This window comes from Streptomyces sp. NPDC001816, assembly GCF_042892235.1.
GTDB lineage: Bacteria > Actinomycetota > Actinomycetes > Streptomycetales > Streptomycetaceae > Streptomyces.
The window spans coordinates 481728-498119 of record NZ_JBIATY010000003.1; the positions used below are offsets into that span (position 1 = coordinate 481728).

Below are 16392 nucleotides of genomic sequence, written 5' to 3' on the forward strand. Positions count from 1 at the left end.
CCGGGCCAGCCGCTCCCGCGCATGCGCGGCGACCTCCTTCGACAGCCACCCCCGAAACTCCAACTCGCCCACCAACCGGGCGTACGGCTCGGTGAAGCGGGCCGAATGGTCCGGGCGCGGGTCGACGGTCGTGCCGGGGCGTGACATGTGCTCGGCCGCGTCCGCGAGCGTGGGTGCGGCGCCGGTGCCGTAGGCGGCCAGTGCGGCCATGCCCAGGGCGGGTTCCGGCTGTTCCGGGATCCTGGCCGGGCGGCCCAGGACGTCGACGCGGAGTTGGGTCCAGTAAGGGCTGCGGGCCGCGCCGCCGGTGAAGGTGAGGGGGCCGTGCAGGGGGGCGCCGAGGTGGTGGAGGTAGTCCAGGCAGAGACGTTCCGTGAAGGCGACGCCCTGGAGGAGGGCCGCCCACAGGTCGGCGTCCGACTCCGGGACGCCGAGGAGGAGGGCGGTGGCGTGCGGGGCGCGGAAGGGGAAGCGTTCGCCCGGGGAGACGAGGGGGTAGGCGACCGCGTTCGAGGGCTCGAAGGCGGCGGCCTCGGTGTCCAGAGCGGCCGGGTCGGCGCCCGGGAAGCGGGCCGTGAGGACACCGGCGCCCACACTGGAGGCGCCGCCGGGCAGCCAAGTGCCGTCGGGCGCACGGTGGTTGTAGACCACGCCGGTCGGGTCGTGGACCGGGTCCGCGGCGGCTCCCTTCAGGACCAGGGTCGTCCCGAGCACCGAGTTCCAGGCGCCCTCCCGCAGCGCGCCCGAGGCGATCTGTGCCGCGCAGCCGTCCGTCATGCCCGCGATGACCGGGGTGCCGGCCGGGATGCCGGTGGCCTCGGCGGCGGCCGGGCAGACCTCGCCGAGCCGGGTGCCGGGGCGTACGACGTCCGGGAGGGTCCCCGCGGGCAGGCCGGTGAGGTCCGGCCAGCGGTCGCGCTCCACGTCGTAGGCCGTCTTCAGGGCGTGGCTGGAGTCGGCGGGGACAGGCCCGCCGACGAGCCGCGCGTTGATCAGGTCGGGCTGGTGCGCCACCCGGCCGGGGCCGTACCGCTCGACGAGCCACCGCACCTTCGGCAGCGCCCAGGTGTCCTGCACCGCGAGCCCCGCCGACCGCAGCCGGCCCGCCTCGGCCGCCGCCCGCCCGTCGTCGTACATGAGCGCAGGGCTCACCGGGCGGCCGGTGTCGTCCGTGAGCAGTACGGTCCCGGAGGTCCCGCACACCGCGACCCCGCCGAGGCTCACCCGCGCCCCGTCGAGCGCACGCCCGCAGGCCGCGCACACCGCCTCCCACCACTCCCCCGGGTCCTGCTCGTGCCGCACCCCCTCCCGCCGCCCGCGCCGCAGCGGCGCCGCACCGCTGCCGAGGACGCCGCCGTCGGCCGTCACGAGCAGGGCGCGCACCCCTTGCGTCCCGAGGTCGATCCCGAGCCACGCCAACCCCATCCGGACCTCCCGCAGATAGCGAACGGCTCCGTGAACTTCCCACGCTCCTCCGAGATTTCCCCCTGTTTTCCCCGTGCACAAGGGATTGACGGCCTTCCTTTGCCGTTACACCCTCTGCACGTGACGAGCAGCAGTGGTGCACGGCACGGATCGGGACCCGCGGCCCGGCAGGCCGCCATGGCCGAACGCGTGCTGGCCGAGGGCTCGGCCTCCGCGGCCGAGCTGGCCGAGCGGTTCGCGGTGAGCCTGATGACCATCCACCGGGACCTGGACGAACTCGAACGGCAGGGCATCGTACGGAAGTTCCGGGGCGGGGTGACCGCGCAGCCGTCCGGGGTGTTCGAGTCGAACGTGCAGTACCGGCTGAAGACCATGCGCCCGCAGAAGGCCGCGCTCGCCGAGCGGGCGCTGAAGTCCATCGAGCCCGGCATGGCGATCCTCCTCGACGACTCCACCTCCACCCTGGAGATAGCCCGCTGGCTGCGGCTCGGCGAGATCACCCCGCTCACGGTCGTCACCAACTTCCTGGAGGCGATCAACCTGCTCGCGGGCCGGCGGGGCATCCATCTGATGGCGCTCGGCGGCGACTACGACCAGCTGCACTCGTCCTTCCTCGGGGTGTCCTGCGTGGAGGCGGTCGAGCAACTGCGGGTGGACGTGGGCTTCGTGTCGACGTCGGGCGTGCACGGCGGCTACGCCTACCACCAGGAGCAGCACATCGTCTCCGTGAAGCGGGCCATGCTCGACGCGGCCGCGCGCAACGTGCTGCTGGTCGACCACACCAAGCTGGGCCGGGTCGCCCTGCACCGGGTCGCCCCGCTCTCCCGCTTCGACCGGCTGCTGGTGGACGACGGGGCGTCGCCGGACGCGCTGCGCGATCTGGACGAGCACAAGGTGCGTTACGAGGTGTGCGCCACGGATCCGAGGGAGGGCGATGACCGCGCTGGAGTTACGTGAGCTGCGCAAGACGTACGTCGCGGGGCCGCCCGGCGGCGGAGGCGGTCCGTGGCCTGGACCTGGGTCTGAAGTCCGGTGAACTGCTGGTCGGGGGTGCCTCATCCGCCCCGAGGACCTCAGCCTCACCGGCGCCGCCGACGGCATCCCTGCCCGGGTCGTGGCCCACGAACCCCTTTTGGAGTCGGGCATCGCCACGCTCGCCCTCGACGGGGTGGAGCGGCACCTGGTGGTGCTCACCGGGCCTGAGGGCCGCCTCGGGCACGACGAGCGGGTCCGAGTGGCGGCCGGGCTCACCCATGTCTTCGACGCCGAGACGGGAGACACCCTGCGATGACCTCCAGTGTGCGTGTGGTGGCCGCCGGCGACCACTTCGTCCTGCCGTCCCTCATCACGGCCGCGCTCGGGAAGGAAGCCGCCTGTGACGTACGGGAGTTGACCCTCGGTTGGCCGCTGCAGCCCTTCGGTCCCGTCGCCGAGGTGAGCGAGGCCAGTGACGCCGAGGACGAACTGATCGGCGCCCTCGCCGGCGCGCAGGTCCTGGTCACCCAGATGGGCCCGGTCACCGAACGCGTCCTCGGCGCCTGCCCGGAGCTGCGGCTGGTCGTGGTCTGCCGGGGCGGGCCGGTCAACGTCAACCTGGCGGCGGCCGAGCGGCACGACGTCCGGGTGTGCTTCGCGCCCGGGCGCAACGCCGCCGCCACCGCCGAGTTCACCGTCGGTCTGCTCCTCGCCGCCCTGCGCCGCATCCCGCAGGCCCATGAACTCCTCGCCCGCGAGGGGAGTTGGGCCGGATCGGCGTACTACACCTACGAGCACAGCGGTCTGGAGCTGGAGGACCTGCCGGTCGGACTCGTCGGCTACGGCGCGGTGGGCAGCCGGGTGGCGCGGGCGCTGTGCGCCTTCGGGGCGCGGGTGATGGTGTACGACCCCTATGTGCGCGGGGAGGTGCACGGGCTGCGGGTGTCCTCGCTGGACGACCTGCTGCGCCGCTCCGCCGTCGTCACCCTGCATGCCCGGCTCACCGCCGAGACCCGCGGTCTGATCGGCGCCCGCGAGCTGGCTCTGCTGCCGCCCGGGGCGGTGGTGGTGAACGCGGCCCGGGGGCCGCTGCTGGACGAGGACGCGCTGTGCGACGCGCTGGAGAGCGGGCGGCTCGCGGCGGCGGCCCTGGACACCTACGCCCGCGAACCGCTCCCGCCGGACTCCCGGCTGCCCGCTCTCGCCGACCGTGTCGTCCTCACCCCGCACCTGGGCGGGGCCAGCCGGGCGGTCGCGGAGAAGGCGGCCCGGATCGCCGCCGCCGAGGTGGGCCGCTGGGTGCGCGGGGAGCCGCTCGCGCACTGTCTGACCTGAAGGGGAGCGACATGTTCGTCGGGATCGATGTGGGCACGTCCATGGTGAAGGCGGCCGCGTTCGACGCCGGTGGGCGCGAACTGGGCGTCGAGGCACGGCCGGTGGGGCTCGATCTGCGCGGCGGGGCCGTGGAACAGGACATGGAGGAGGTGTACGGGGCGGTCGTCGCCGTACTGGAGGCGCTGACCGCGCGGGTGCCGGAGCCGGTGGAGCTGGCCGGGCTGACCGGGCAGGGCGACGGGGTGTGGCTGGTGGACGGGGCGGGCCGGCCGGTGCGGCCGGCGGCCTCCTGGATGGACGGCCGGGCCCATGAACTGGTCGACCAGTGGCTGGCGGACGGCACCTTCGAGACCGTGTTCCGGCGCACCGGCGGCGCGATGTTCCCGGGTTGCCCGGGCCCGCTGCTGGCGTGGCTCGACCGGTACGAGCCGAAAGCCCTGGAGGCGGCCGCCGCGGCCGTCTACTGCAAGGACATGGTCTTCCAGCGGCTGACCGGCGCGGCGCGGGCGGTGACGGACGTGTCGGACGCGTCGATGCCGTTCCTGGACCCGCGCACCCGGTCCTACGACAACCGGGTCGTGGAGCTGCTCGGCCTGACCCACCGCAGGGGCCTGCTCGCGCCGGTCAGCGATCCGGTGGCGACGGGCGCGGCGCGCGGCGCGGGGCTGCCGCCCGGCACCCGGCTGGCGAACGGCCCGTACGACCTGTCGGCCTGTGCGCTCGGCGCGGGCGTCACCGTGCCCGGTGACGGCCTGCTGATCGTCGGCACCTGCCTGGCCGCGCTGGTCGCCACCACGGACCTGGACCTCGGCGGCGAACCGGCCGGCCTGTACATCTCCACCGACCGGCCAGGTCACTGGCTGCGCGCGATGCCCGCGATGGTCGGCACGGCGGCCCTGGACTGGGTGCTGAACACGACGGGCGTGCGGCACGAAGAGGTCGACGCCCTGCTGGCCGCCACCCCGCCGGGCGCCCACGGGGTGCGGGTGCTGCCGTACTTCGCGCCCTCCGGCGAGCGCGCCCCCTTCGTGGAGCCCCGGCTGCGGGCCGAACTCACGGGTGTCTCCCTGGAGTCGACGCCCGCCGACCTGATCCGCGCCACCTGCGAGGGGATCGGCTACGCGGCCCGGCACTGCCTGGCGGCGGCGGGCCTGACCGGGACGCTCGCAGTGTGCGGCGGCGGCACCCGCAGCCCCGCCTGGATGCGGCTCCTGGCGGACGTGCTGGGCCGCCCGCTGCGGGTGGTCGAGGGCGAGGTGGGCGCGCGGGGCGCGGTGCTGGCGGCGGCCGAGCGGTTCGGCACGGCCCTGGACGCGGCTGCCTGGACCGAGCCGACCCGGGTCGTCGAGCCGGACGCGGACCGTGCCGCGTACTACGCGAGGGGGTACGAGGAGCACCTCGGGCGCCTGGCGGAGGCACGGGAACGGGCCCGGCGCTGACCGGGCCCGTTCGGCATGACTTACAAAGGCTTCAGGGCTTACAGGTTGCTGAAGTCCGGGCCCTTGGTGCGGGTCCGCTTGATCTCGTAGAAGCCGGGGACGGAGGCCACGGCGAGGGTGCCGTCCCACAGGCGGGCCGCCTCCTCGCCCTTGGGGGCGGGGGTGACGACCGGACCGAAGAAGGCGATCTGCTCACCGTCGGGGCCCGGGACCGCGATGACCGGGGTGCCGACGTCCTGGCCGACCTTCTCGATGCCCTCCTGGTGGGAGGCGCGCAGCTCGGCCTCGAACTCGAAGTCCTTCTGCTCGGCGTACTCGATCAGCTCGGCGGGCAGGCCGACGTCCGCGAGCGCAGCGGCGATGGCTTCCAGGGTGGCGCCCTCGCCGTTGTTGTGGAAGCGGGTGCCGAGCGCGGTGTAGAGCGGGCCGAGGATGTCCGCGCCGTGCTTCTGCCAGGCCGCGGTGACCACGCGCACCGGCTGCCACGCCTTGACGGCGAGCATCTCGCGGTACTCCTCGGGCAGCTCGTCCAGCTTGTTCTCGTTGAGGACGGCGAGGCTCATGATGTGCCAGCGGACCTCGATCTCGCGGACCTTCTCCACCTCCAGCACCCAGCGGGAGGTCATCCAGGCCCAGGGGCACAGCGGGTCGAACCAGAAGTCCACGGGGGTCTTGCCGCTCGTGGTCACGGTCTCGGACATGCTTCTCCTCAGCGAAACGGTCTTTTGAAAGGTCAACATTCCCTTCGCCATCCCCATTCCCTGGTGTCCCGTGTCAGGAGTGCGTGGCAGGATCGGTCCTGATCCATCCCATCCAAGCGATCACGAGGGAGTGCCGCCCGTGCCCGGTGAGAATCTGACCCGCGACGAGGCCCGGGAGCGGGCCGCCCTGTTGTCCGTCGACGGGTACGAGGTGGCGCTGGACCTGCGTTCCGCCGTGGGCGACGCGAACGGCGAGCCGCGCACGTTCCGCTCGGTGACCACGATCAGGTTCCGCTGCAACGAGCCGGGCGCGTCCACGTTCGCCGACCTGGTCGCCCCGAGCGTGACGTCGGTCACGCTGAACGGGAAGGACCTGGACCCGGGCGAGGTCTTCGACGGCACCCGGATCGCGCTGGAGGACCTGGCCGCCGAGAACGAGCTGACGGTCGACGCGCAGTGCGCCTACTCCCGCACCGGCGAGGGCATGCACCGCTTCGTGGACCCCGAGGACGGCGAGGTCTACCTCTACACCCAGTACGAGCCGGCCGACGCCCGCCGTGTCTTCACGAACTTCGAGCAGCCGGACCTGAAGGCGCCGTACCGCTTCGAGGTGCAGGCGCCCGAGGGCTGGACGGTGTGGAGCAACGGCGCCGGTGAACTCACCGAAGGCGTCTGGCGGTTCGCGGAGACGAAGCCGATCTCGACGTACATCACGTGCGTGGTGGCGGGTCCGTACCACTATGTGACGGACTCCTACGAGCGGATCTTCGAGGACGGGACGAAGCTGGAGATCCCGCTCGGCGCGATGTGCCGCAAGGGTCTCGCCCCGCACTTCGACGCCGACGACGTCTTCCTGGTCACCAAGCAGGGCCTGGACTTCTTCCACGAGCACTTCGACTACCCGTATCCGTTCGGGAAGTACGACCAGGCGTTCGTGCCCGAGTACAACCTGGGCGCGATGGAGAACCCGGGGATGGTGACCTTCCGCGAGGAGTACATCTTCCGCGGGAAGGTGACGCAGGCCTCCTACGAGGCGCGGGCCAACGTCATCCTGCACGAGATGGCGCACATGTGGTTCGGCGACCTGGTCACCATGGTGTGGTGGGACGACCTGTGGCTGAAGGAGTCCTTCGCGGACTTCATGGGCACGTTCGCGAACGTCGGCGCGACCCGCTTCACCGACGCCTGGATCACCTTCGCCAACCGCCGCAAGGCCTGGGCCTACCGCGCCGACCAGCTGCCCTCCACGCACCCGATCACCGCGGACATCCGCGATCTGCAGGACGCCAAGCTCAACTTCGACGGCATCACCTACGCCAAGGGCGCCTCGGTGCTCAAGCAGCTGGTGGCGTACGTCGGCCAGGACGCGTTCCTGGAGGGTGCGCGCCGCTACTTCAAGCGGAACGCGTACGGCAACACGCGCCTGGGCGACCTGCTGTCGGTACTGGCGGAGACCAGCGGCCGGGACATGTCCGCGTGGGCCCGCTCCTGGCTGCAGACGGCCGGGGTGAACTCGCTGACCCCGCAGGTGCTGCTGGACGCCGAGGGCCGGGTGGCCGAGCTGGCGGTGGTGCAGGTGGCGCCGGAGTCGCACCCCGAGGAGCGCCCGCACCGGGTCGCGGTGGGCCTGTACCGCCGTACGCCCGAGGGCGCCCTGGAGCGGTACGCGCGCGTGGAGACGGACGTCGAGGGTCCGCGCACGGTCGTGGCGGAGCTGGCGGGAGCCGAGGCCCCGGAGCTGGTGCTGGTCAACGACGACGACCTGACCTACTGCAAGATCCGCTTCGACGAGACCTCGCTGGCCACCCTGCGCGAGCACCTGGGCGCGCTCACCGACCCGCTGGCGCGCGCCCTGTGCTGGTCGGCGCTGTGGAACCTGACCCGGGACGCCCTGCTGCCGGCGCGGGACTTCGTGGACCTGGTGCTGCGGTTCGCGGGCCGGGAGTCCGACATCGGCGTGCTGCAGATGCTGCACGCGTGGGCGGACTCGGCGCTGGTGCACTACGCGGCCCCCGAGTGGCGGGCGACCGGCGAGGAGCTGCTCGCCGAGGGCGCGCTGCGCGAGCTGCAGGCGGCCGAGCCCGGCAGTGAGCACCAGCTGGCCTGGGCGCGGTTCTTCGCGACGGTCGCCGCCGGCGAGACGGACCTGGCGCTGCTGAAGGGTCTGCTCGACGGCACGGAGACGGTCGAGGGCCTGGACGTGGACCAGGAGCTGCGCTGGGCGTTCCTGGATGCGCTGGCGGCCCGGGGAGTGGCCGACGAGTCCGCCCTCGCGGCCGAACTGGCCCGTGACGACACGGCGTCCGGCAAGCGTCACCAGGTCCGCTGCCTGGCCGCGCGCCCGTCGGCGGCGGTCAAGGCGCAGGCCTGGGCGCAGGTCGTGGAGTCCGACGCCCTGTCGAACGCGCTGGTGGAGGCGACGATCGCGGGCTTCGACCGGCCCTCGCAGCGGGAGCTGACGGCGCCGTACGCCGAGAAGTACTTCGCGGCGATCGAGCGGGTGTGGCAGGAGCGGTCGATCCAGATCGGCATGGACGTCGTACGGGGCCTGTTCCCCGGCTTCCAGGACCGGCAGGAGACGCTGGACGCGACGGACGCGTGGCTTGCGGCCCACGCGGACGCGGCGCCCGCGCTGCGCCGGCTGGTGCTGGAGGCGCGGGACGACCTGGCGCGGTCGCTGCGCGCACAGGCGTGCGACACGGCGGCCGCCGGAGCCTGATCATTGGCCTGAGCTTTCCCGGTCGGTGACCGTTACGGAATTCAGGCAATAGCAGCCGTAACCCCTGGTCCGCACCCGATTGGACCAGGGGTTTTCCGTGCCTACTCGGCACCCGAACACGCGTCCTTTAGTGCCGTCTTGTCCGCATTTATCGACGGCCGTGTAACAGCGGTTAAAGGTGGGACGGAGCGCGGGAATCCCGACGCCATGACGCACAACACCCCGCTCTCCCCCCGCCCCCTCCGTCACCTCTCCGAGGTCCACCGCCGTGTTCTGACGGCGGGTCAGCTCCGCTCCCACGGCGTCTCCACGGCCGAACTGAACGAACAGTGCCGCACCGGCGGCCCCTGGCAGCAGCTGCTGCCCGGCGTGGTCCTGCTCCACCCCGGCCCGGCGACCAGCGAGGAGCGCCTGCACGGGGCCCTGCTGTACGCGGCGCGGGAGTGGGCCCCCGGCGTCCCGGCCCAGCCCACGGCCGACGAGCCGCACCGCCCGGTGCACGCGGACGCCGTCATCACGGGCCTCGCGGCCCTCACCCTGCACGGGTTCTCCTCCACCCCGCCGCTCCTCTCCCTGGACCGCATCGACGTCCTGATCCCGCGCCTGCGCCGGCTGCGCTCCAGCGGGTACGTCCGCGTCCTGCGCACCCCCTCCCTGCCCACCCCCCGCACGGTGACGGGCCTGCCGGTGGCACCGGTGCCGCGCGCACTGGCGGACGCGGTGGCCGAGCTGACGGACGCGGGCGCGGTACGCCGGCTGCTGACCGAGGCGGTACGCGCCGGCCACTGCGAACCGGCGGAAGTCGTACGGGAGTTGACCCAGGCCAAGCTGCTGAACCGGCCGCACGTGGTGGACGCGGTGGACGCGCTGCTGGCCGAGGGCCGGGCGATCGCGGAGAACCGCCTCTACCGGATGGTCGCCGAGTACGGCCTGCCCGACCCGGTCTGGAACGTGGACCTGCGCCTGCCCGGCGGCCCCCACCTGGGCGGCGTGGACGCGTACTGGCCCGAGCAGGCGGTCGCGGTGGAACTGGACACCCGCGCCCCTCGCCAGGACGACGACGCCCTCTGGTCGGAATACGCGCGCAAGCGCGAGCACTTGGAACGCCTGGGGATCACGGTCGTCTACATCACCCCCAGGAAGCTCCGGGCGTCCCTGGAGCAACAGGCGGCGGTCGTCCGCACGGCCCTGATGGCCTCCGGCGACCGCGATCCGGCCGCCTATGTCGTGGTGCTCCCGCGGTAGTGACGGACCGGGCACGCACCAGGAGGGGAGAGGAGGGGCCACCGGAGCGACGCCGGTGGCCCCTCCTCATGTCCAACTCCCGTAGGCACCAAGCGCGTTACTGTGGCGGGATGAGCGATGAAGCCGTCGTACTGCGTCCCGCTCGCGAGGACGACCTGACCGTGCTGGAACGGTTCCTGCTGGAGCCGGAGACCGCCGGACCGTTCCAGTGGTACGGGTGGTCGGACCCCGGGCGGTTCCGGCGCCGCTTCGCCGAGAACGGGCTGCTGGGCGAGGACGGTGGCCTGTTGGTGGTGGCGGACGCCGCCGACCCGCTCGGGTTCGTCGCCTGGCGCAAGCGCGTCGTCGCGCCCTCCACCCACTGCTGGAACATCGGCGCCCAGCTGCTGCCCGAGGCCTGCGGGCGCGGAATCGGCACCCGCGCCCAGCTACAGCTCGTCCGCCACCTCTTCGCCCACACCCCCGTGATGCGGATCGAGGCGGACACCGAGGCCGAGAACATCGCCGAGCAGCGGGCCCTGGAGAAGGCCGGCTTCACTCGCGAGGGCGTACTGCGCGGCATCGTCTTCCGGGACGGGAAGTGGCGCGACGGCGTCGCCTACAGCGTGCTGCGCGGCGATCAGCTGCCCGCCCACGTGTGAGGCGTACACCTCGTCGAGCAGCGCGGCGTACGCGGCGATCATGCGGGTGCGGCTGAAGCGCTCACGGCTGCGTTCCAGGGCGGGAGCCAGCTCGGCGCGGCCCACGATCGCGGCCGACCAGGCGAGGGCGATCGCGCCGGGGTCGGGCGGGGTGACGAAGCCGTGGCCGGTGACGATCGCCGCGCTGTCGCCGACGTCCGTCGTCACCGGGACCGCGCCGCACATCATGCCCTCGATCAGGCACAGCGGCGCCGCCTCCCCGGAGACGGAGGTCAGGGCGACGACGTCGGAGCCCGCGTAGACGGCCTCCATGTCGTGCCGCACGCCGAGCAGGTGCACCCGGTCGGCGAGCCCCGGCTCCCCGGCGAAGGCCTCCGCCAGGTCCGCCCGCAGGGCGGGGTTGGCGTCCGTCATCCCGGCCCCGCACATCACCACGTGGCCGCCGCCCTCGCGGGCGAGCCAGGTCCGGGCGGCCCGGAGGAAGAGCGGGACGTTCTTCATGTGCGCGTACCGGGCCGCGAAGACCACCACAGGGGCGGCGGCCGGGATGCCCAGGGACGTGCGGAACGCCAGCCGGGCCGCCGCGTCCGGGCGGAACCGGAGCAGGTCGACGCCGTTGGGGATCACATGCAGCAGCTCGGCCGGGATGCCGGCGGCCTCGTAGGCGGCCCGCGTCGACTCGGCGCAGCACACGCACGCCGCCACGGTGCCGTCGGCGATCGCCGCCTTCAGCTCGTCCAGGGCGGGGCCCTGGTTCTCGGGGTCGGAGCGGTGCAGGCCGACCACGACCGGGCGGCGGGGCAGCCCTGCCTGGTTCAGGAGGGCGAGCGGCTGCTCCTTGAGGGAGAGGATCACATCCGCCCCGGCCATGGCCCGAGCGGTTTCGGCCAGCTCCGGTCCGCTGAAAACAGACGCCGCGACCGAGCCGTCCACCAGGCCGGCGGTGCGGCCCAGCGACGTGACGGCGACCTCGCCGGCCGTCAGCGCGCGGTAGCAGTGGTCGTCCTCCATGCGCTGCCTGGTGGCCTCGCGGTGGACCTCACCATGGATGCTGAGCACCCGGTGGGACTGGCCGCCCTCGGCCAGTCCCAGTACGACGTCACTGTGCACGATCCTGGCTCCTCCGGAGAAGAAGCCCTCGTAGACCGACAGCACACGCAGTCCGTGCCTCGTACGCACACGACCACCCGCCTTGCATAAATGATCGAGAAGATCGAGCCATCCCCGTCCACAGCGGGTTAGCCGATATGAGGCGGTACGGACATTGCGTACGGGTTAACACAGAACTACGCGAATGAAACGTTGACTAACAGAACTCCCCTTCCACCACCGCGATCATGTCCCCGGTCCAGTCTCCGTTGAAATTGGCCGCCAGGGAGTGGCGGCCGTCGGCGGTCGTCACCGCCGCGGAGGCGGAGCCGTGGATGCCGCCGTCGTGGCCCCAGACGTGGACGCCGCAGCTCAGCGTGTAGTCCGCCAGGCCGAGGCCGTACCCGGTGTCCTGCACCGTGGTCTTCATCTCCTTCAGCTGCCGGGGCGGGAGCAGCCGGCCCCGCAGGAGGGCGCTGTAGAAGCGGTCCAGGTCGGCGGAGTTCGAGATCATCTCGCCGGCCGAGGAGCCGATGGCGGGGTTGAGCTTCGTGACGTCGTACGACGGGCCCGTCGGCTCGGTGAACTTCGAGTAGGCGCGGCTGCTGGGCCGCGGGACGGTGACCCGCGTGCCGGGGAGGGAGGTGGCCGTCAGGTGCAGCGGGGCGATGATGCGGCGGGTGATCTCGTCGGCGTACGAGTGGCCCGTCACCTTCTCGATCACCATGCCGGCCACGACGTAGTTCGTGTTGGAGTACCGCCAGGACGTGCCCGGCGCGAAGTCCGGTTCGTGCCTCATCGCGATCGCGACCAGGTCACGCGGGGTGATCGCGTCGTAGCGGTGTGCGTAGAAGCCGTCCTTGGTGAAGTAGGTGCGGCCGAAGTCCTCGTCGGAGGTGTAGTTGTAGATGCCGCTGGTGTGGTTGAGGAGCTCGCGGACGGTGATGCGGCTCCCGTCGTGGCCGTGGCCGTGCACCACCCCGGGCAGCCACTTCTCCACCGTGTCGTCGAGCGACAGCCGGCCCTCCGCCTCCAGCTGGAGCAGGACGGTGGAGACGAACGTCTTGGTGATGCTGCCGACGCGGTAGCGGTCGGCCGTCGAGCGCGGCCGGCCCGTGCGGGTGTCGCCGACGCCGGCCGTCGTGGACCAGGTGCCGTGGGTGTCCTTCGCGGTGGCGGTCACGCCGGGCACACCGGCCCGGACGGCCGCCTCGATGGCCTTGCGCGTGGCGGAGTGGCCGCCCGTGTCGGGCCCGGCCGCGAAGGCCGGGCCCGCCAGGGCCGCCGACAGGACCAGGGCGGTTCCGCCCACCAGGGTCGTACGTGCACGCATGTCTTCCCCCAACTGTGCCGTTCGGTTCGGTCGGGGGAAGGGACCTGGTGGTGGTGCGCGAAGGTTGCCCGCCTGTAGGCCGGTTGAGTGAATATCAGCCCTTCTTGAGCACCAGCTCGGTGTTCCGGTCGGCCGCGGTGCCCGCGAGGGTCGTCTTGGCGCCGGGGGCGTTGAAGGCCAGCTCGCGGTAGAGGGCAGCGAGGCCGGTCTGGGAGAGGTCGGCGAAGTCGGTGCGGTGCGGGGCCGCGGACTCGATCAGGGTGGTGAACAGGGAGATCGTGCCGTCCTTGTTGTCCACCAGCTCGATGATCCGGGCGAGGTGCGGGTAGTCGACGTGCGAGGCGGTGGAGATCTCCCAGAAGGAGCGGCCGCCGGACGCCTGGTGCGGGGTGATGACGTTCTTGTGGATGTGGCCGTTCACCCAGGCGAGCACGTTGGCGTGGGCGGACAGCACCGAGACCACCTCTGCGCCGTTGTGGCGGCGCTCCCCCGGGTGGGCCGGGTCGGGGCGGGTGTTGGTCATCGTCTTGCTGGTGTGGTGGCTGAAGACGACGGCGTAGGAGTCCTTGTTGTCCGTCAGGGTCTTCTTCAGCCAGTTCAGCTGGGCGGTGCCGATGGAGCCCTCGTAGTGGCCGCCGGCGTCGGTGGTGTCGAGGCTGATGCCGATGACGTCCTCGGAGACGCGGAAGGCGTAGTACTGGGTGCCCGCGTCCAGGTTCGCCGAGGAGTAGCCGTGGCCGACCGGGCCGAGGCCCTGGTGAGCGGGGTCCAGGTGGGCCTTCAGATAGTCCGCGGAGGTGTACGGCGCCCGCTTCTCGTCCGGGGTGACCGAGCGCATCGAGCGGGCGTGGGCCTTGAGGAAGTCGCGGTAGCCGACACCCTTGGGGTCGGTGGCCTGCTTGATGGCGTCCTGGAGCTTCTTGGCCTCGGCGGCGGTGACGTTCATCAGCTTCTTGCCGCCGATGGCCGCCTCGGCGAGGTAGGGGTCGCCGTGGGAGCCGTAGCAGCCGAGCGGAAGGGCGTCGTGGTTGCCGACGGTGGAGTACCAGGGCAGGTTGAGGCCGGGGCTGCGCACCTCGCGGATCGCGGCGGCCAGGAAGCCCTTCAGGTACGGGAAGCCGAGCGCCTTGTCGCCGTCGCGGGTGGTGGAGTCGGGCTGCCAGTACAGCTTGAGGCCACTGTTCTGCACGCCCTCGAAGTGCCGCGGGTCCCCGGAGTTGGGCGTGATGCGGCCGCCGCTCATCACTTTCATGTACCACTCCAGTTCGGAGTGGGCGTTGTTGTCGGTGTTGTCGCCGGTCGTCATGACGAAGTGGAGCGGCGAGCCGGTGACGGGGGCGCCGCGCAGCGCGTTGACCCGCTCGACGAGCGAGATGGCGCCGTGCACGGTCAGCGCCTCCTGCGGGCGCCAGGCGTGCGGGTCGGTGGCGCGCAGGTACTCAAGACGCAGCGGGTGCTGGACGTCCTGCAGGTGCAGGTCGGTGAACTGCACGAACGCGGCGAGGGGCGTACGGCGGGACGCGCGGCCGGACTTGGGGGCCGCCAGCTCGCTGCGCACGACCCGCTTCCAGCCCGCGCCGTCGCCGAGGCGCCGGTAGCCGGAGCTGGTGCGGGGTGCGGCGACGGAGGAGAGGGTGGTGCCCTTGGTGTAGGGCGCGAGTGCGGTCGCCGCGGCGGCCTGCCGGGAGTGGGCGACGGGCGCCTCCGCGGTTCTGGCGGCGGCCTGGCTGTCGGTGGGGCGAAGGGCGTAGCCGAGGCCCGCGGAGAGTGAGACCGCTCCGGCGGCGGCAAGGACGGTACGGCGGTGGACCCCCAGTGCGGAGGTGGCGACAGAGCGTATGCGCGACATGGCGCGATCTCCCCGAGTGCGAACGCGTCGGCAGTGGTCGCGGGCGATCGCTCTCGCGAACATCCCGCTCGCTCTGGATGGTTGGCACCGGGGATGACCTGTACGTGAACACGACAGCAACGCGCAGCGCCGATCACCGTACGTGGATCTCTGGCCACCTTTCGCGTCCACAACCGCTCCTCGGACGGCCGGGAGGCGGTCACTCCGTGTTCATCTTCCGGGGTAGTGAAGCTATTCCACCCGCCCCGCGGCAGGGCGCTCGCGCCACAGCCGCAGCGCCGTGTCGATGAGCGGCACCCGGTTCAGGCCGGGTACGGCATCCAGGTCCTGCCAGCCGGCGAAGTCGGTGGAGCCGCCGACCTCGTTGCGGAGTTCACCGCCGACGATCTCGCCCGAGTAGACGATCCGCACGCCGTGGTGGTCCGTACGGCGGCCGAAGCGGCGGGAGCCGGTGAGCCGGAGGGAGTCCACGCCGAGGAGGCCGGTCACCTCGATGCGGTAGCCGGTCTCCTCGGTCACCTCGCGGCGAACGGTGTCGTACGGGTCCTCGCCGTGCTCCATGCCGCCGCCCGGCAGCACCCACTCGGGGGTCCCGTCGAGGCCCGGCGAGCGGGCGAGCAGGATCTGTCCGTCGCGCACGCACACGGCGTAGGCCGCCACCCTCAGCTTCCGTCGCATGGACGGACGTTAGCGGGTGGGCTCCGGGTTGGCGGGTGAATATTCGGGCGCGGACCAGCGAAGGGGCAGGGCGGCGGGGGTCTCGATCGCCTCGGCGACGGTGAAGCGGACCGTTCGCTCGCCGTCGGCCGTGAACTCGGTGTGCGCCTCGCCAGTGAGTTGCAGCACCGTGCCGGTCGTCCAGTCCAGGAAGAGCAGCCCGGCGCGCGGGTCGGTGCGCAGGTTGCCGAGGGTGAGGAACATGGCGTTGCCGGAGTAGTCGGGCCAGCTCAGTTCGTGCGGTGAACGGACCTGGACGAAGCCGGGGTTGCCGCCGCGGTGACTGACGTCGGCTCCGCCGGGGTGCACGGTGGCCAGGAAGAAGGTGTCGGCCGCGTGGATGAACTCCGCTGCCTGGTGGGTGAGTTCGGTCAGTGGGTGGGGGGTGCCTGGTGTGCGGTCGGTGAGGGTCTCGTAGGACTCCCTGCGTTGGATGTACTTGGGGCAGTTGGAGAAGACCTGGTCGGCCTCGACCGCGAAGCCACGGGCCGTGGGCCGGAGCCGGCCGTTGAGGCGCATGCGGCGGCGGGTGCGGGGATCCAGGGCGACGGTTCCTATATGGGTGCCCGGGGTTTTCAGGGCCGTGGTGAGCGGATCTCCGTCGTGCAAGTGCGGGTCGTATGTGGTTGGTCGCGCAGTTCCCCGCGCCCCTTCAGGTTGGTCCCCCTGGCCGGAGTTCGTGACGACCGACATCTGCCTCGGACCCGTAACCCGCACGAAGCCCGGTGCGCCCGTGAGGGCGGACGCCCACACCCGGCCCGTCTCCGGGGCCTCCGCGCCCACGACCAGCAGCGGCTGGAGGCCCAGGAAGGCCGCCGCGACCGGCTTGATGTCCTGGCCGAGGGAGCGGCCGACGTGGTCGGCGCGGTCGCGGACGCCGACCAGGTCGTGCACGGCACGCGAACCGGCGTGGTAGACGCTCAT

Annotated in this window: 13 protein-coding genes and 1 pseudogene; 7 read left to right on the forward strand and 7 right to left on the reverse strand. The window is 72.2% G+C overall.

Features of this window, described 5'->3' with window-relative positions:
- Window positions 1-1425 (reverse strand): FGGY-family carbohydrate kinase (locus ACFYZZ_RS13205; protein ID WP_389174744.1); only part of this gene is annotated, 1425 nt, incomplete at its 3' end.
- Between the two features lie 177 nt (window positions 1426-1602).
- Between ACFYZZ_RS13205 and ACFYZZ_RS13210 the strand changes: the two genes are divergently transcribed.
- From ACFYZZ_RS13210 to ACFYZZ_RS13225, 4 genes are all read left to right on the forward strand, one after another.
- The gene (locus tag ACFYZZ_RS13210; protein ID WP_389175745.1) at window positions 1603-2382 is read left to right on the forward strand and encodes a DeoR/GlpR family DNA-binding transcription regulator; all 780 of its coding nucleotides are present in this window, start codon (window positions 1603-1605) and stop codon (window positions 2380-2382) included.
- Window positions 2383-2539: 157 nt separating this feature from the next.
- Entirely contained in the window at window positions 2540-2716 is a 177-nt protein-coding gene (locus ACFYZZ_RS13215) for a hypothetical protein (protein ID WP_389174746.1), read from the forward strand.
- Window positions 2713-3735 (forward strand): 2-hydroxyacid dehydrogenase, encoded by a 1023-nt coding sequence (locus tag ACFYZZ_RS13220; RefSeq protein WP_389174748.1) that lies wholly within the window; start codon window positions 2713-2715, stop codon window positions 3733-3735. Before ACFYZZ_RS13215 ends, ACFYZZ_RS13220 begins: the two co-directional genes overlap by 4 nt.
- 11 nt (window positions 3736-3746) lie before the next feature.
- Window positions 3747-5174: an FGGY family carbohydrate kinase gene (locus tag ACFYZZ_RS13225; RefSeq protein ID WP_389174750.1), complete on the forward strand. Its 1428-nt coding sequence runs from the start codon at window positions 3747-3749 to the stop codon at window positions 5172-5174.
- Between the two features lie 38 nt (window positions 5175-5212).
- Here ACFYZZ_RS13225 and ACFYZZ_RS13230 read toward each other — a convergent pair whose 3' ends face one another.
- Entirely contained in the window at window positions 5213-5875 is a 663-nt protein-coding gene (locus tag ACFYZZ_RS13230) for a DsbA family protein (protein WP_389174752.1), read from the reverse strand.
- A 139-nt stretch (window positions 5876-6014) separates the two neighbouring features.
- Here ACFYZZ_RS13230 and pepN point away from each other — a divergent pair, with 139 nt between their 5' ends.
- The 3 genes and pseudogenes from pepN to ACFYZZ_RS13245 all read left to right on the forward strand — a co-directional run.
- Window positions 6015-8594: an aminopeptidase N gene (gene pepN, locus ACFYZZ_RS13235; RefSeq protein WP_389174755.1), complete on the forward strand. Its 2580-nt coding sequence runs from the start codon at window positions 6015-6017 to the stop codon at window positions 8592-8594.
- A 207-nt stretch (window positions 8595-8801) separates the two neighbouring features.
- Window positions 8802-9839, forward strand: a complete 1038-nt coding sequence (locus ACFYZZ_RS13240; protein ID WP_389174758.1) for a hypothetical protein — start codon at window positions 8802-8804, stop codon at window positions 9837-9839.
- 110 nt (window positions 9840-9949) lie between these two features.
- A pseudogene (locus tag ACFYZZ_RS13245) lies at window positions 9950-10318 on the forward strand (GNAT family N-acetyltransferase); the annotation flags it as partial.
- On the opposite strand, the gene ACFYZZ_RS13250 reads toward ACFYZZ_RS13245, so the two are convergent.
- The 5 genes from ACFYZZ_RS13250 to ACFYZZ_RS13270 all read right to left on the reverse strand — a co-directional run bounded on the left by ACFYZZ_RS13250 (window position 10268) and on the right by ACFYZZ_RS13270 (window position 16392).
- The gene (locus tag ACFYZZ_RS13250; protein ID WP_389175747.1) at window positions 10268-11635 is read right to left on the reverse strand and encodes a glycosyltransferase; all 1368 of its coding nucleotides are present in this window, start codon (window positions 11633-11635) and stop codon (window positions 10268-10270) included. The pseudogene ACFYZZ_RS13245 and the gene ACFYZZ_RS13250 sit on opposite strands and share 51 nt — an antisense overlap.
- A gap of 151 nt (window positions 11636-11786) precedes the next feature.
- Window positions 11787-12902 (reverse strand): serine hydrolase domain-containing protein, encoded by a 1116-nt coding sequence (locus tag ACFYZZ_RS13255; RefSeq protein ID WP_389174760.1) that lies wholly within the window; start codon window positions 12900-12902, stop codon window positions 11787-11789.
- Between the two features lie 94 nt (window positions 12903-12996).
- Window positions 12997-14751, reverse strand: a complete 1755-nt coding sequence (locus tag ACFYZZ_RS13260; protein ID WP_389174763.1) for a TIGR03767 family metallophosphoesterase — start codon at window positions 14749-14751, stop codon at window positions 12997-12999.
- Between the two features lie 231 nt (window positions 14752-14982).
- Window positions 14983-15429 (reverse strand): NUDIX hydrolase, encoded by a 447-nt coding sequence (locus ACFYZZ_RS13265; RefSeq protein ID WP_386571711.1) that lies wholly within the window; start codon window positions 15427-15429, stop codon window positions 14983-14985.
- 9 nt (window positions 15430-15438) lie between these two features.
- Window positions 15439-16392, reverse strand: a complete 954-nt coding sequence (locus ACFYZZ_RS13270) for a pyridoxamine 5'-phosphate oxidase family protein (RefSeq protein ID WP_389174765.1) — start codon at window positions 16390-16392, stop codon at window positions 15439-15441.

What these genes read in the sequence shown, in the direction of transcription:
- ACFYZZ_RS13210 (WP_389175745.1), top strand. Translation starts at nt 1,603, where the DNA reads ATGGCCGAACGCGTGCTGGCCGAGGGCTCGGCCTCCGCGGCCGAGCTG.
- ACFYZZ_RS13220 (WP_389174748.1), top strand. Translation starts at nt 2,713, where the DNA reads ATGACCTCCAGTGTGCGTGTGGTGGCCGCCGGCGACCACTTCGTCCTG.
- ACFYZZ_RS13225 (WP_389174750.1), top strand. Translation starts at nt 3,747, where the DNA reads ATGTTCGTCGGGATCGATGTGGGCACGTCCATGGTGAAGGCGGCCGCG.
- ACFYZZ_RS13230 (WP_389174752.1), bottom strand. Translation starts at nt 5,875, where the DNA reads ATGTCCGAGACCGTGACCACGAGCGGCAAGACCCCCGTGGACTTCTGG.
- ACFYZZ_RS13240 (WP_389174758.1), top strand. Translation starts at nt 8,802, where the DNA reads ATGACGCACAACACCCCGCTCTCCCCCCGCCCCCTCCGTCACCTCTCC.
- ACFYZZ_RS13255 (WP_389174760.1), bottom strand. Translation starts at nt 12,902, where the DNA reads ATGCGTGCACGTACGACCCTGGTGGGCGGAACCGCCCTGGTCCTGTCG.
- ACFYZZ_RS13260 (WP_389174763.1), bottom strand. Translation starts at nt 14,751, where the DNA reads ATGTCGCGCATACGCTCTGTCGCCACCTCCGCACTGGGGGTCCACCGC.
- ACFYZZ_RS13265 (WP_386571711.1), bottom strand. Translation starts at nt 15,429, where the DNA reads ATGCGACGGAAGCTGAGGGTGGCGGCCTACGCCGTGTGCGTGCGCGAC.
- ACFYZZ_RS13270 (WP_389174765.1), bottom strand. Translation starts at nt 16,392, where the DNA reads ATGAGCGTCTACCACGCCGGTTCGCGTGCCGTGCACGACCTGGTCGGC.